This is a genomic window from Gilliamella sp. ESL0254 (genome assembly GCF_013344985.1).
Taxonomy (GTDB): Bacteria; Pseudomonadota; Gammaproteobacteria; order Enterobacterales; family Orbaceae; genus Gilliamella; species Gilliamella bombicola.
Genome location: NZ_JAAEDU010000001.1, coordinates 996,562 through 1,011,108 on the forward strand (window position 1 = coordinate 996,562; position 14,547 = coordinate 1,011,108).

Below are 14,547 nucleotides of genomic sequence, written 5' to 3' on the forward strand. Positions count from 1 at the left end.
ATGGGGTTATTTACGATACTCCACTCATCCTTGAAATAGAGCTTGGTTAACACACGCTGTAAACAAACTTACAACGCAATTTTTTTGTTTATATACGTAATAGATTGATTAAAAACATCTTGAATCGAAAGCGATGTAGTATCAATTATTAGTGCATCAACAGCAGGTTTTAGCGGCGCAACAACCCGATTACGATCACGCTCGTCACGCGCAGTTATCTCCTGCAAAATTTCGGCGAATTTAACATGATTTTGCCTATCTTGCAACTGTTTCATTCGCCTTTCTGCACGAGAGTGCGCACTTGCATCAAGAAAAATTTTAACTGGTGCATCACTAAACACCACACTGCCCATATCACGACCATCAGCAATCAAGCCTGGAGCTTTCCTAAAGTCACGTTGGCGCTGTAATAAAGCTGTTCTAACAGAATTAATTGCCGCCACTTTTGATGCAGCCCCACCCGTTTGTTCTGTACGAATTTCGTTAGTGACATCAACATTATCTAATAACACTTTAACATCACAACCATAAGTATCAAACGTTAGCGGCAAATTAAGGGCTAATTGGGCTAATTGACTTTCATCATCCAATGCAATGCCTTGCTTAAGTGCGCTAAGTGCTAGTACACGATAGATAGCGCCAGAATCTAAAAGATGCCATTTAAAATGATTAGCTAACGCTTGGCATAAAGTGCCTTTACCAACACCACTTGGCCCATCAACAGCAACAACGGGAACAAATTTATTCATTTTATTTTTCGCTTAATCGTTTAAATTGTTCAAAATAATCAGGAAAAGTCTTCATTGTGCATTTAGGATCTAATATTGTCACAGACGTATCAGAAAGTGCCACCAATGAAAAACACATAGCGATACGATGATCATTATAAGTTTCAATTTCGGCATAGGTTAATTTAGCTGGTGGCACAATAGTAATATAATCGCGACCTTCATCAACGGTTGCACCGACCTTTTTTAACTCCGTAGCCATTGCATGTAAGCGATCAGTTTCTTTAACTCGCCAATTATAGATATTGCGAATGGTAGTAGGAGTTTTAGCAAACAGTGCTGTTGTAGCAATGGTCATTGCCGCATCAGGGATATGGTTCATATCCATATCAATACCGTGTAATTCACCACATGAACATTCAATATAATCATCAGCCCAAGTTACTTTAGCGCCCATTTTTTCAAGAACATGGGCAAATTGTGTATCACCTTGTAAACTTTTTTTACCAATACCCGTGACTCTCACTGTGCCACCTTTAATTGCAGCCGCTGCTAAAAAATAAGAAGCAGAAGAGGCATCGCCTTCAACTAAATAATCACCAGGAGCTTGATAACACTGATTAGCTTTAATAATAAATTTTTGATAGTTATGATTTGTCACCGAAACACCAAAAATAGCCATCATTTTGATAGTAATATCAATGTAAGGTTTAGAGACTAAATCGCCAATTATGGTTATTTGAGTATCATTTTGTGCTAGTGGCGAAGCCATTAACAAGGCAGTTAAAAACTGGCTAGATACCGAACCATCAACGTCAATATTACCACCGATAAAACCACCTCGAATATGTAGCGGCGGATAACCTTCATTTTCAAGATAATCAATTTTAGCACCACCTTGGCGTAGAGCATCAACTAAATGACCAATCGGACGTTCTTTCATACGAGGTTCACCCGTTAATACAATGTTATTATGACCAAGACATAACGCTGCAGTTAAAGGGCGCATAGCCGTACCGGCATTACCTAAAAAAAGCTCTAATGTATGGTCAGATTGCAACAAACCTCCCACACCTTGAACATCACAAATGGTACGATCATGCGATAGCTGATACTTCACACCTAAGGACGCAAGTGCATCAAGCATATAACGCACATCATCACTATCCAGTAAATTAGTTAAGCGCGTATTACCTTTACTCAATGCTGATAATAATAAAGCACGATTAGAAACACTTTTTGAACCGGGCAAATTAATCGTACCACTAAATTTTTTTATTGGTTGTAATGTTAAGGATAACATAATGACTCTCTTTAATATTCTTTAAAATCTTTCTAGCGTCGTTTTTAATAAATCAATTGCTTGCTTATCTTTAGCACTATTTTTCCATAACTCATCAAATAAATGTCGATATCTTTTAATAGCATCATAAGATGACGTGATCGACGCAATACCAGTAGTTACATTAGGTAACTCACCTAATCGAAACGGACTCATTGCTAATGAAATAGGATTACTATCTTGATAAAAAATCTGAAAAGCAATTGATGGAATTGCTTCTTGTGTAATAGCAATAGTGGGGGCAAAGGATTGTTGTTCTATTAGCTCAATTAAATGATAAACTTCTTTACGTGCTAATAACATTCTTTCTGACTTCTTGCCTGGAGAAATTGTCAAATTTCCCACTAAACCAATATGCAAAAACCGCTCTACATTACGCAAGCTAATTAAATTAATCACCTTTGGTACTGATTGATAAAACTGCTTTTTACGTTCTTTTAAAATCGACAAAATAACTGAATATTTTTGGTGATCAATCAACTCGTTTGATTCATTTAGCATCATAGCTAAATGAGTCAAATAATCAGGTGAAGTTAATAAAAACGAAAAAGGGTCGAAGTGAGAATAGATATGGGTTGATTGTTCTTCTAACTGGCGCATACGCTCAAAAAAACCGTCACCACTCGAATAATACTCGGTATCAATGCCAAGTAAACTCGCAAAAGAAGTATCGAGTAACAAGGCCAATCGTTCTAAAGTTTCAATTTTAACGATTTCGCCTTTTTCTAACCGATAGACTGCTGCTCTTGAAATTTTAAGGCTATCAGCAACATCTTCAGCCTTCAGTGAAGCGGCAATCCTATACGCACGTAAACGTTGACCTATAGCACAATAATCAATCGATCCAGTAATCATAATATACTCAAACTATTGGGATTTTGGCAGTGTATCACAAGGTGATAACAATGCCAATTTTTGGCAAAATGTTTCCGGTGTAGCCTATATTTTCACAACAACTTAAATAACACCTATTTTAATAACTCATTTTGCAATGCTGATACATTTTCAAATTCAGTAAACTCAGAAATTGCCTCTGGTTGTTTAGCATTATCTTCACGCTTACCAAGAACTTGCGATGCAAATACAAAACCTTTTTTATCCATAACTGAACGGTTATAAAAATCAACTAAATCTTGTTGAGTGATTTTTTTCAATTGTTCAATTTTTTTGTGCCGTGAATCAAACGTAAAACGCGAATTCCGATAGTCAGCTATATAACGACTAAACTCTTCATCCAATGTTTGCGGAGGCATTTTCAACTCATCAAGTACCGCTTTTTTATATTGCTCAATATCTTCTTTAGATAATGCTTTAAGCTTATTTGATATAACAGGATAAAATTCTTGGTAACGCTTAAATAAATAAGCTGGATCGTATTGGTTACTTTGAATGATAAAACTCATTCCAACTGAATCTCCAACTGTAACAGGGCCTGCAAATACAGCGTAGCCGAGTTGCTCGTTAGTACGCAATTGATCAAAAAACCATGGTGATATGATTTTAGACAGCGTATAACTTAGCATACAACTGCTAATCCGATCATAACCGGTTGGAATATAGCTCATCATCAAAGCATTATCAGTGCTTTTCGCATGTTGAGTCATTTTGGCCTCCAATGATTTTTTAATCTGAATATTATCAACAGGAGTAAATTCAACATCACGCACTAGTGTTTTTTGGATGGAATGATAAAGATCTAAAGAATCCTCGTTAGACAAATTACCCAAGCTAAGCATATAAGGTACTGAGTGGGTTAATAAATTATCGCGATAAGTTAACACGTCATTAATAGTCATTGTTTCTGTAATTTGACGTCTTTCATCCCGTTCAAAATATGGTAAATCTGACAATTCATTAACAGGATTAACCGCCAACCAATAACTTTTAGCATGCTCAGATTTATCCAATTCTTGCAAATACCAAGATTTAGCTAACACTAAGCTTTGTTCATCAATCGTCACATTGCGATAACTATTAAGAATTGCTGTCACCATTTTAGGTAAATGCTGACTAAAGCCACTAGCTGAAATCATCAGTCCATTATCATTATTTGTTGATAACGAAATACCCGCAACCCTAGCCTGAAATCGTAATTGTTCTAAATTACGACTTGCAATGTAATCAAGTAAATTAAAAGCGACCTCTGCTTTAGCATCACTAAAAGCCTCGTTATTCCGTAACGAAACCACAATCGCCGCTTTAGGTTCAGTTTTGAAATATTGACTAACAAAATGAAGATGATTACCACGTTTACTAAACCCAGCTGGTTGAGCTTGAGCGCGGTTTTGCTTCACAATTGAAAAATCGTCAGGGATATAAGGATTTAATTCAGGTAAACTAAATGTGAAATTTTTGCCTAAAGCCAACCAATTCGCTTTTTGCTCACTAGTAATATTATCGATTTTATAAGGTGCGTCTACAAAATAAGCCGTCTTATTAGTCGTTTGATTTGGTGAAATAATCCAAGCTCTAACGTTATCCGGCGTTAGGCTTTTTAAGCGAGCGGCGATCGCTGTTTTATCAAAATTATTAGCAATAAAATCAGAGTTTAATATATTTTTAACGGGGTACAACAACATTTGATCAGATAGCCATTCCACATAAGACATATCACGCTCAACATCCTGATACTTAAATTCTAGTGCTAAAACTTTCTTAAGTTCTTCATAATAAGCATCAGAAATTCCTTGCTTTTGAATTAACTGCAAATAATTAAAAATAGCCCCAATAACTTTATCTTTTTGAGCGAGACCATCGTCGGTTAAGCTCACATTAATACTCAACATACCACTATTACCATAACGGATAGGGTTGATAGACGAACTAATACCTTCAATAAGACCCTGCTTTTGTAACTGATCAGACAACGTGTTGGGGCTACTATTATCAATTAAATAAGTGATATATTCATCGCTTTTATCAGCAAATTTATCTAAATTGTTTTCCATTGGAAATTGTAAAAATAGCAATTTCTTAGGTTGCGCTGGCACCATTGCAATCTGTTTGCTTAACACATTTGGAGTGATCGCTGGCTTATCAACTATTGGAGCATTAATGTTTTTATTAGGGATTTTACCAAAGGTGTTTTCAGCTAATTTTGCTAATTTATTGATTGACTGATTACTATAAATTACCCCCACCATGATATTAGACGAATAATAATTTTTATGAAAAGTCACTAAAGCATCTTGTAATTTACTACTTGGTTTATCACTTAATGTTTCTAAATTGCCACCCGAAAATTGTGCCGATGGGTGATTAGGATTAATAGTTTCGGAATTAACTTGTTCAATACGAAAACCATCGTTCGATCTAGCCATCGTCATTTCGGCATTAACAGCATTGCGTTCTTTATCGGCAAATTTAGGATCTAAATTCGGCTCGGCAATAGCATCGGCTAAATGATCCAGCGCTTTATCAAATGCACTATTTTCAACTTCAAAATAAAAAGCCGTTCTATGTGCCGCAGTGCTGGCATTATAACTTCCTGAATGACGACTTAAAAACTGAGAAAAGCTTGCTGGTTCTGGGTAATTTTTCGATCCCATTAATACCATATGTTCAGCATAGTGCGCCAGTCCTTGCTGATCTTTTGGATCTTGCAGTGACCCAACTGGTAATGCTAACGAACCGAGTGACATAACAGCATTAGGATCAGACACAAGTAACACGCGCATTTTATTTGATAGCTCAATCACTTCATATTGGCGCTTATCGCGCTCACTTTGCTGAACTTTTTCTAACAAAACGGGGCTCACAAGCTTATTTTCAATAGCAAACGATACCGGTGAAGTAGTCATAGTTAATAATCCAATAAAACTACCTATTATTAAATTAACTATTTTTTTATTTTTCAAATCCATAATATTCACTCGCTTGACTTTATCGTCAAAAAACTGCTGTTAAAGAGAAAGAAGCGGATTTATCAAAACACCTAGGCATAATAATAAATTCCGCTATTATGTGATAAATACAATTAATGTTCCCGAGTTTTTCTAAATTCAACATCAGGATATCGTTCTTCGGTCAAATTCAAATTAACCATACTTGGCGCAATATAAGAAAGATTATCTCCCCCATCCAAAGCCAAGTTCTGCTCGCATTTGCGCTTAAACTCTTCTAATTTTTTCACATCAGAACATTCAACCCAACGAGCGGTTGTCACATTAACAGACTCATAAATGGCTTCAACGTTATATTCCGATTTTAAACGCGCAACAACCACATCAAATTGCAGCACCCCAACAGCACCCACAATTAAGTCATTATTGGTTAATGGACGAAACACCTGAACGGCGCCCTCTTCAGACAATTGCACTAATCCTTTTAGTAACTGTTTTTGTTTAAGTGGATCTTTAAGACGAATTCGGCGAAATAGTTCTGGCGCAAAGTTAGGAATACCAGCAAATTTCAAATCTTCGCCTTGAGTAAACGTATCACCAATTTGAATGGTCCCGTGATTATGTAAACCAATAATATCGCCAGCATAGGCTTCCTCAACATGTTCACGATCGCCGGCCATAAATGTCAATGCATCTGAGATATTAATATCTTTAGCCAAACGAACATGGCGCAATTTCATGCCTTTTTCATATTTACCCGATACAATGCGCATAAATGCCACACGGTCACGATGTTTAGGATCCATATTTGCTTGAATTTTAAAAACAAAACCACTGAATTTTTCTTCTGATGATTCAACTTCACGCTTATCAGTTTGACGAGGTTGAGGAGTTGGCGCCCAAGCAGTTAAACCATCAAGCATATGATCAACGCCAAAATTACCTAGTGCTGTACCAAAAAAGACTGGCGTTAAATCACCCGACAAGAAAGCATCTAAATCAAATTCATTTGATGCCCCTTGCACTAACTCAAGTTCTTCACGCAGTTGCTGTGCTAAATCATCACCAACAGCCACGTCCAAATCAGGATTAGAGAGCCCTTTAATAATTCGGACCTCTTGTATGGTATGACCTTGACCTGATTGGTAAAGGTATGTTTCGTCTTTCGCTAAATGATAGACACCTTTAAATAACTTGCCACAACCAATCGGCCAAGTAATTGGTGCGCACATTATATTTAGCTCGTTTTCGACTTCATCAAGCAATTCCATCGGATCGCGAATATCACGATCTAGCTTATTCATGAACGTTAAAATTGGTGTATTACGCAAACGCGTGACTTCCATTAATTTACGGGTACGATCTTCAACCCCTTTTGCCGCATCAATCACCATCAAACAACTATCAACCGCTGTTAACGTACGGTAAGTATCTTCAGAAAAATCCTCGTGCCCTGGGGTGTCTAATAAATTAACTAAGCAATCATTATAAGGAAACTGCATCACAGATGTCGTAATAGAAATACCACGCTGCTTTTCCATTTCCATCCAGTCTGACTTAGCATGCTGAGCATTAGCGCCACGGCCTTTAACCGTACCAGCTGTTTGGATTGCGTGACCAAATAAAAGTACCTTTTCGGTAATGGTGGTTTTACCGGCATCAGGGTGAGAAATAATCGCAAAAGTACGACGCGCATTAACTTCATCTAAATAAGCTTGTTCTGTCATAAAATAAACTATTTTAACCTACAAAAAATAATCGCTCATTTTAGCAGGTATCCGCCTATTTTGCCATTGATGTTACATCATAATGCTATTTACCTTATTTGATTATCTATGCATAATATTTCCACTAATCAGTAATGCATGATTTACGGCTTCTTAATAAAAAACCTACTGATCCTGCATTTTAGCGCAATAACCGGAACTAACCATAACTATGAACATTCGTGATTTAAAACTGTATTTACATTTATGCGAAACCTGCCACTTTGGCATAACCGCGAATGCCATGCATGTTAGCCCATCGACCTTATCAAGACAGATCCAACGGCTTGAAGAGCACTTTGGACACCCACTATTTATTCGCGACAATAGGCAAGTACAAATCACTCAAGTCGGCGAAAAGGTCAAACACTTTGCTCAACAGGTCATAAACCTGCACCAACAACTAAAGCACGAGTTAGATCAATCGAACCAACAACTTGTTGGCGAACTGACCCTTTTTTGCTCGGTCACTGCCGCCTATAGCCACCTACCTGAAATACTTGATCGCTTTAGGATCCACTACCCACTTGTGGAAATAAAGCTATCCACGGGAGATGCTGCAGATGCAGTTGAAAAGATACAATCAAATGCAGCCGATTTAGCTATTGCCGGAAAACCAAAACAACTCCCGAACGGCATTGAATTTTTAAAATTTGGTGAAATTGAAATGGTCTTGTTGATCCCTAAACTTAACAGCTCATTTAGCGACAAATTACATCAAAAACAACCAGACTGGCATAATATCCCCTTTATATTGCCAGAACATGGACCAAGCCGTCACCGCATTGATTTATGGTTCAAGCAAAGAAAAATCACCAACCCAAAAATCTACGCAACAGTTGCCGGACACGAAGCCATTGTATCAATGGTTGCTTTAGGCTGTGGCGTAGCCTTATTGCCCAAAGTCGTAATGGACAACAGCCCTGAACGGATAAAAGATCGTATAACCGAATGGTCAACCAACTTAATGGAACCGTTCGATGTCGGCATTTGTGTACAAAAAAAACGATTATCAGAAAAAATCATCGCCGCTTTTTGGGAAATTAGCAATCTAAATTTACCCAATAACGAATAACAAAAATATAGTGTATAATCACGCCTTAAAAGACATAAAACTATAATAATAAATGTATTACCCAACCAGTTAACTATAGCTGGACGTAATTATAATGGAATTAAAAATGAAACAGATAACAATAAAAACATTAGCCTCATTAATACTTCTTTCCGCTTTCGCTATGCCATTGGCCGCGCAAAACAATCCAACAAAAGCGCCTGAAACTGACAAAAGCACAAAAGCAAGTACTTCTAAAAAAAGTACCAATGCAAACAAAAATAAAAATGCTAGTAATAAAGCAAATACTAGTTCAAACACCAATAAAAGTGAGAACACAACCACAATTTTATCTCCAACACCAGAAACCAATACCAATGTAAACAACAATAACAACCCTCAAATTGGTAGTGCTATCACAAAACCAAAGTGGCTAGTTCGTAGTACCTTGGCTTATTATGATGGCGATGAAAATGACCTTGTCACCGCAGGGCTTGGTTTTACGCCATTATCCACAACTATTGTGACACCAGAAGTTGCCATTCCAACCAAACCACACTTTCAAGAACGACGACAAGCCAAACTCAATCGTTATATTGATACAAAAAATGGCGAAGGAACATTATTTGGCTTTAGAAAGCAAGAATTAACTCCTTTATTTGATGGTAAAGTTACAGGTACTGAAATAACTGCCGTACAACGAGAAGACGGTGTCGGCATGTTGTTGCAAATTCCGATTGATTTTAATAAAAATAACCCCTGCATTATTGTCGTTCCGGCTAGTGATTCAGACGGAATATTAAATGCTAAAGATGTACAAATTCGCGGATTATGGGGACTTCGCCACAACTGCGCAGTAGTATATAACGACAAAGGTTTAGGTAATGGCATTTATGACATTGAACACAAAGTTGGCTTTACTGTATGGGGCGATGTAAAAGACAGTAATATCTTATTTTCTACATCAATTAACAATAGAGAGCAATACATCAAAAAATATCCCCACCGTTATGCCATCAAACAACTACACTCAAAACAAAATGCCGAAGCTCGTTGGGGAGAACATGTACTAAAATCCATTGAATTTGCCTTTTATGAACTCAACAGTATGTTTTCACCCAATCAGAAAACAATATACAACAAAGATAACACTCTTGTCTTAGTGTACGGTGCAAGCGATGGTGGCGGAGCAGCACTAAAAGCAGGCGAATTAGATACCCAAAATATGATTGATGGTATTGTGGCAGTCAATCCACAAATTCAACCAAATATAGATAAATCTCAGATTACACTAAAAATAGGCAACACGCCACAACAAAAACTAGCAGCCAAATCGATTGCAAATTATAGTGCTTATGGTGCATTATATATACCTTGTGCGATTCCAGCAATAAAACCCTATAAAGATGATTCTTATGTGCCTTATGCAGATTATTTTCTTTATTCTCAAGAGCGCTGTAATGCGCTAAAAAAAGCAAAATTGCTAACCAAAGGTACTCCTGAAGAAGCGCTAGAAAAACTCCACAAAAATGGCTGGACACCAGACATGGATATTCAGCTACCATACTTCTACTATACCGAATCAATTGGCCTACCTTATCAATATATTAGCGCTTATGGCAAATACGATGTCACCGAAAACATGTGTGGTTTTTCAGTAGCAAGTACTCAGCAAAACCCAATATACTACAGTGGCAAAGTGGCGCCATTAGAAGAAGTTTCATTTGAACAAGTATGGGGAATGGCAAATGGGCATTTACCGCTGTGGAATGGGGATAATGCAACGATTTTGGATCTAGTGGAAAACGAAGATCTTAATACTCCAAGACGCGAATTTTACTCTAGTTCACAAACAAAAGACACGGTTGACTATGGCACTAAAGGTTCAATTTGCGTCTATAAAAAGTCACAAGAGCCCCGCGTTAATCAAGGCATAAAACAAGTTATGGCATCGGGTAATTTACACGGCATAAAAACCTTTATTGTGCATGGTCGTAATAATGTTAAACAACTACCCGACTACACATCGCGCCCTTATGTAGCGTTAAATAGTTTAGTTGAAGGCCAACAATCACAACTAAGATATATCGAAGTTGAAAACGCAAGCTACTTAGATGGAGTAGCACCATTTGACAACACATTACTACCAATTGATTATTATGGTGAAGATGCTATCGAATGGTTATGGGCTAATTTAACTAACGAAGCGACCCTACCTGTAAGTCAAGTGGTACATACAAAACCCCGTGGGGGCAAAAGCGGTTATGCGCCACAAATAACCGACAAAAATTTAAAACCAATAATGCAATCCCCAAGTCGCAATGATATCATTCAAAAAAATGATGGCAAATTAATATTGCCAAATTAACGACCAATACCCCAAAACAACTTTAGCCAATGCCATCTTTTACCGCTAAACAAATTTTGGGGTATAACACAAAAAACAACGACTCAAGTTGCGCATAGTATTGCTTAATATCAACAATGGTTTCTCTTAACAAATACAATTTTGGTCGTCGATTTGCCATGCCACCAAGTACATCACCAACAAAATCAATAGAAGCATAATTTTCTAGCCACGATCCTTGCCACATTGCATTCATAAAATTCTGATAATCGGCAGGATACGCGCTAATATAAGGTTGGATATGTACTTTTGTTACTTGATTAAATTGAGCCACACTTGGAAGTAACCCATAATTAACCCAATGTTTTGACAAAAAGTGATCCCAAACAATATCTAACGCAATTGGAGCTACGCGCTGATGTGATTTTCTAAACAATAACTTAGCTTGCTTAACTTCAAATAGGCTATCGGTCAAACTATCAATTTTACGATGCAGCATAATGCCATCGGCAATATCGCAGTCATAAGTTAAATAAGGATCACCTTTAACAAAATCTGCCACGGTATTACCAATTAACGAACTGCTCGCTAATGTAGCCAAATGCAAATGTGCCAAAATATTCATAAAAATAGCAACACTTATTATTCGCGATGCTTAAATTCGCCCTCGGCAAAACCTTCGCGCCAATAGCTGGTAATATGAAAAGCATCTGGTGACAAATGGCTATATTTTTCCTTAACCGCCTGGCGAACAAGCCGCGCCAACGAACATTCCATGCCTCCCCAAAACAACAGTTTATCGTGTTCTGATAAATCCGCACTCATTACACCATCAACTAATTGATGGGGATTACTTTCATCTTGCACAAACCAGTTAACTTCAATATTTTCGCCATCAACCAATGGCACGATATCATTTTTGTCATTAATTTGAATAAAGGCAAACGCTTTTTGTTTTTTAGGAAGATGTTCAAGTGTGTAACAAATAGCTGGCACAGAAGAAATATCACCAACTAAAACCAAACAATCATCAGTAAACTGTAATTTACTTGCAGCGCCAATCAAACCAATTTGGTCACCAATTTTAGCATTTTGCGACCAAACAGAAGCCAAACCCGAGTCATGAATGGCAAAATCGACAAAAAACTGATTGGTGATACGATCAAATTCCCGCACACTATAACTACGCACAAGCTGACGTACTTTATCACCGATCACGATTTTATTATTATTATCAAGCTTAGGAAATATAATTTCGCCAGTTAAAGGATCGGGAAAAAGTAATTTTAAATAAGGACAAATCCATAGTGGATTGACATTAATAGGTTTATTGCTACTAAACTGGACACGAATAAAACTCGGTGATATTTTTTCAATACTCAATACTGTTAATAATGCATTAACAATAACTTTTTTATCTATTTTAATTTTTTGTTCTTTTTTATCCATCGTATCAGTCCTTATATTTATTGTAGTTAAGTGCATCATACAATAAAAAATGTTAGAGTAATGCTATTTTTACAATTGAAAAAACAGATAAACTTGTTTCACCTAAAATTGATGAAACAAGCTTCAAACAAGATCAAATTGACAATGAAATTTAAAAAGTTAACGATCCAAAGGTACTACGCCAATCTTGATCAAACTTAGCAATGGCTGCATCAACCGCAGGATCTGAAATAAAAAGCTCAGCAACATCAACAGGCAACGTAATTGCCTTACATCCTGCTAGCATGCAATCTAATGCTTGTCTTGGTGTTTTAAAACTAGCGGCCAACACCATAGATTGTGGACAATGCAAATCTAATAATTTTTGCAATTCGAGCACAGTATCTTTACTATTTCCACCTTGAGCATCAATACGATTGACATAAGGTGCAATATATTTAGCGCCAGCAAGCGCACCTAAAAAACCTTGCCCTGCCCCATAAACTGCTGTCCCCAACGTTGGAATACCTTGTTGAGTTAACTCTTTAATTGCAATCAATCCTTGGGCATTAACAGGAATCTTAGTCACAATTGAAGGTACCGCCTTTCTAAGTTGATAAGCTTCTTTTATCATCTCATCAGCATCACTTGAAAGCACTTGTGCAAAAAGTAGTTTATCTGGACCTAAAACCTCTTGTAATTGAACTAATAACGGAAAAATAGGCTTACCTGACTTTGCCACAATACTTGGATTAGTGGTAACCCCACTAATCGGCAACACCTTAGCTAAACGTTTAATAGCAGCAATATCGGCTGTATCTAAATACAATTCCATAGTTAACTCCTAACTCGTATGAATCATCATCAATTAACGTATAACACCATTTTCATAGCCAATATAGTAAAAAAAAATAACATAATGGCCTAGAAGACGATCTTGCCTTTTACTGGATTTTTGTACGCTAAACAAAAAAATGAGATTTAGATCACATAATCAAAAACTAAAAGTAACTTATTAAATAAAATAGCAATTTAAACTAATTTTCATTTTTTATATTCATCTAAAATCTAAAAAATTGCACATTACTTAACTTATCGTCGATACAATTTTATGACCGAATCTATCAATAACGCATTAGCCAAGCTAGTGAATCATCAACAGACTATTAACCACATCTATTTTGCCAACAACAGCGCTAATCCCCCTTTGTTGGCCTACCAAGTCAACTTTCCCAGAATTGAAATCATATTAGAAGGAAAGCAACAAATGTTATGGGCGGATAAAGATGGTAAAACCATTGAAAAAACTTTATTGACTAATGATCTGTTATATATTTCTGCTCAAAGCTGGAACAAACCCATTTGGACAACCCCTGTTACATCATTAAGTATTTTGTTTGGAAAACAACAAATTGGAATGAGCTTATTGCACTGGGATGGCACTCAATTAATCCCCCATGGACAAGTAAACAAACCTAGGCGGGGTCCAAGAGTGGGAACATTTATCATTCAAGCGCTTACAGAACTAAATTGGCAAAATCAACCACTGGAGCAAAACCAAACAGCATACTTTCTGATTCAAAGCTTGCTCAGCAATACACTAGATTTACTTAATGTTGAGATCGAAACATCATCCAAAACCACCAGCTTATTTGAAGCTATTCGCCAATACATTGATACCCACTTTCGTGAAAATATTACACGCGACTTTTTAGCTAATATGTTTTACATTTCGCCCAATTACTTATCGCATCTATTTCAACGCGAAGGCAAAATAGGGTTAAACGAATATTTAAACCATATTCGCTTAGAATATGCAAAATCATTATTGAAAGATTACGATCTGAATGTAAAAGAAGTTGCTTTAGCATCAGGTTTTAAAGATAGTAACTATTTTTGTCGAGTTTTTAGAAACAAAACGGAGCGCTCTCCAACAGAATATCGTCGCCAGTATCACAGTAAATTATTGCGAAAATAACGTGATTATTATCGGGATTAAATCGAAGCATGTTGATAGCAATAAAATTGGATAAAGTCACG

General features: G+C 36.7%; 11 protein-coding genes. 3 read left to right on the forward strand and 8 right to left on the reverse strand.

Annotated features, from left to right (window positions below):
* Positions 1 to 68: 68 nt before the first annotated feature.
* The 5 genes from cmk to prfC form a co-directional block, all read right to left on the reverse strand.
* Positions 69 to 749: a (d)CMP kinase gene (cmk, locus tag GYX25_RS04685; protein WP_091349905.1), complete on the reverse strand. Its 681-nt coding sequence runs from the start codon at positions 747 to 749 to the stop codon at positions 69 to 71.
* Between the two features lies 1 nt (position 750).
* Positions 751 to 2,034, reverse strand: coding sequence for a 3-phosphoshikimate 1-carboxyvinyltransferase (gene aroA, locus GYX25_RS04690; RefSeq protein ID WP_091349908.1), 1,284 nt, complete (start codon positions 2,032 to 2,034; stop codon positions 751 to 753).
* An 18-nt stretch (positions 2,035 to 2,052) separates the two neighbouring features.
* Positions 2,053 to 2,925 (reverse strand): helix-turn-helix domain-containing protein, encoded by an 873-nt coding sequence (locus tag GYX25_RS04695; protein WP_091349911.1) that lies wholly within the window; start codon positions 2,923 to 2,925, stop codon positions 2,053 to 2,055.
* Between the two features lie 113 nt (positions 2,926 to 3,038).
* Positions 3,039 to 5,870, reverse strand: a complete 2,832-nt coding sequence (ptrA, locus tag GYX25_RS04700) for a pitrilysin (RefSeq protein ID WP_174786831.1) — start codon at positions 5,868 to 5,870, stop codon at positions 3,039 to 3,041.
* 176 nt (positions 5,871 to 6,046) lie between these two features.
* On the reverse strand, positions 6,047 to 7,639 hold the full coding sequence (prfC, locus tag GYX25_RS04705; protein ID WP_174786832.1) for a peptide chain release factor 3: 1,593 nt from the start codon (positions 7,637 to 7,639) through the stop codon (positions 6,047 to 6,049).
* A gap of 211 nt (positions 7,640 to 7,850) precedes the next feature.
* On the opposite strand from prfC, the gene ilvY reads away from it, so the two are divergent.
* On the forward strand, positions 7,851 to 8,753 hold the full coding sequence (gene ilvY, locus GYX25_RS04710; RefSeq protein ID WP_091349921.1) for an HTH-type transcriptional activator IlvY: 903 nt from the start codon (positions 7,851 to 7,853) through the stop codon (positions 8,751 to 8,753).
* A gap of 106 nt (positions 8,754 to 8,859) precedes the next feature.
* Positions 8,860 to 11,100 carry a 3-hydroxybutyrate oligomer hydrolase family protein gene (locus tag GYX25_RS04715; protein ID WP_174786833.1) on the forward strand — a complete coding sequence of 747 codons (2,241 nt, stop codon included), beginning with the start codon at positions 8,860 to 8,862 and terminating at the stop codon, positions 11,098 to 11,100.
* A gap of 22 nt (positions 11,101 to 11,122) precedes the next feature.
* Here GYX25_RS04715 and GYX25_RS04720 read toward each other — a convergent pair whose 3' ends face one another.
* The 3 genes from GYX25_RS04720 to fsa all read right to left on the reverse strand — a co-directional run bounded on the left by GYX25_RS04720 (position 11,123) and on the right by fsa (position 13,342).
* On the reverse strand, positions 11,123 to 11,704 hold the full coding sequence (locus GYX25_RS04720; protein ID WP_091349927.1) for an acyl carrier protein phosphodiesterase: 582 nt from the start codon (positions 11,702 to 11,704) through the stop codon (positions 11,123 to 11,125).
* Positions 11,705 to 11,721: 17 nt separating this feature from the next.
* Entirely contained in the window at positions 11,722 to 12,528 is an 807-nt protein-coding gene (locus GYX25_RS04725; protein WP_174786834.1) for a siderophore-interacting protein, read from the reverse strand.
* A 151-nt stretch (positions 12,529 to 12,679) separates the two neighbouring features.
* Positions 12,680 to 13,342 carry a fructose-6-phosphate aldolase gene (gene fsa, locus GYX25_RS04730; protein ID WP_091349931.1) on the reverse strand — a complete coding sequence of 221 codons (663 nt, stop codon included), beginning with the start codon at positions 13,340 to 13,342 and terminating at the stop codon, positions 12,680 to 12,682.
* 276 nt (positions 13,343 to 13,618) lie between these two features.
* On the opposite strand from fsa, the gene GYX25_RS04735 reads away from it, so the two are divergent.
* The gene (locus tag GYX25_RS04735) at positions 13,619 to 14,485 is read left to right on the forward strand and encodes a helix-turn-helix transcriptional regulator (RefSeq protein WP_174786835.1); all 867 of its coding nucleotides are present in this window, start codon (positions 13,619 to 13,621) and stop codon (positions 14,483 to 14,485) included.
* The last annotated feature ends 62 nt before the right edge of the window (positions 14,486 to 14,547 follow it).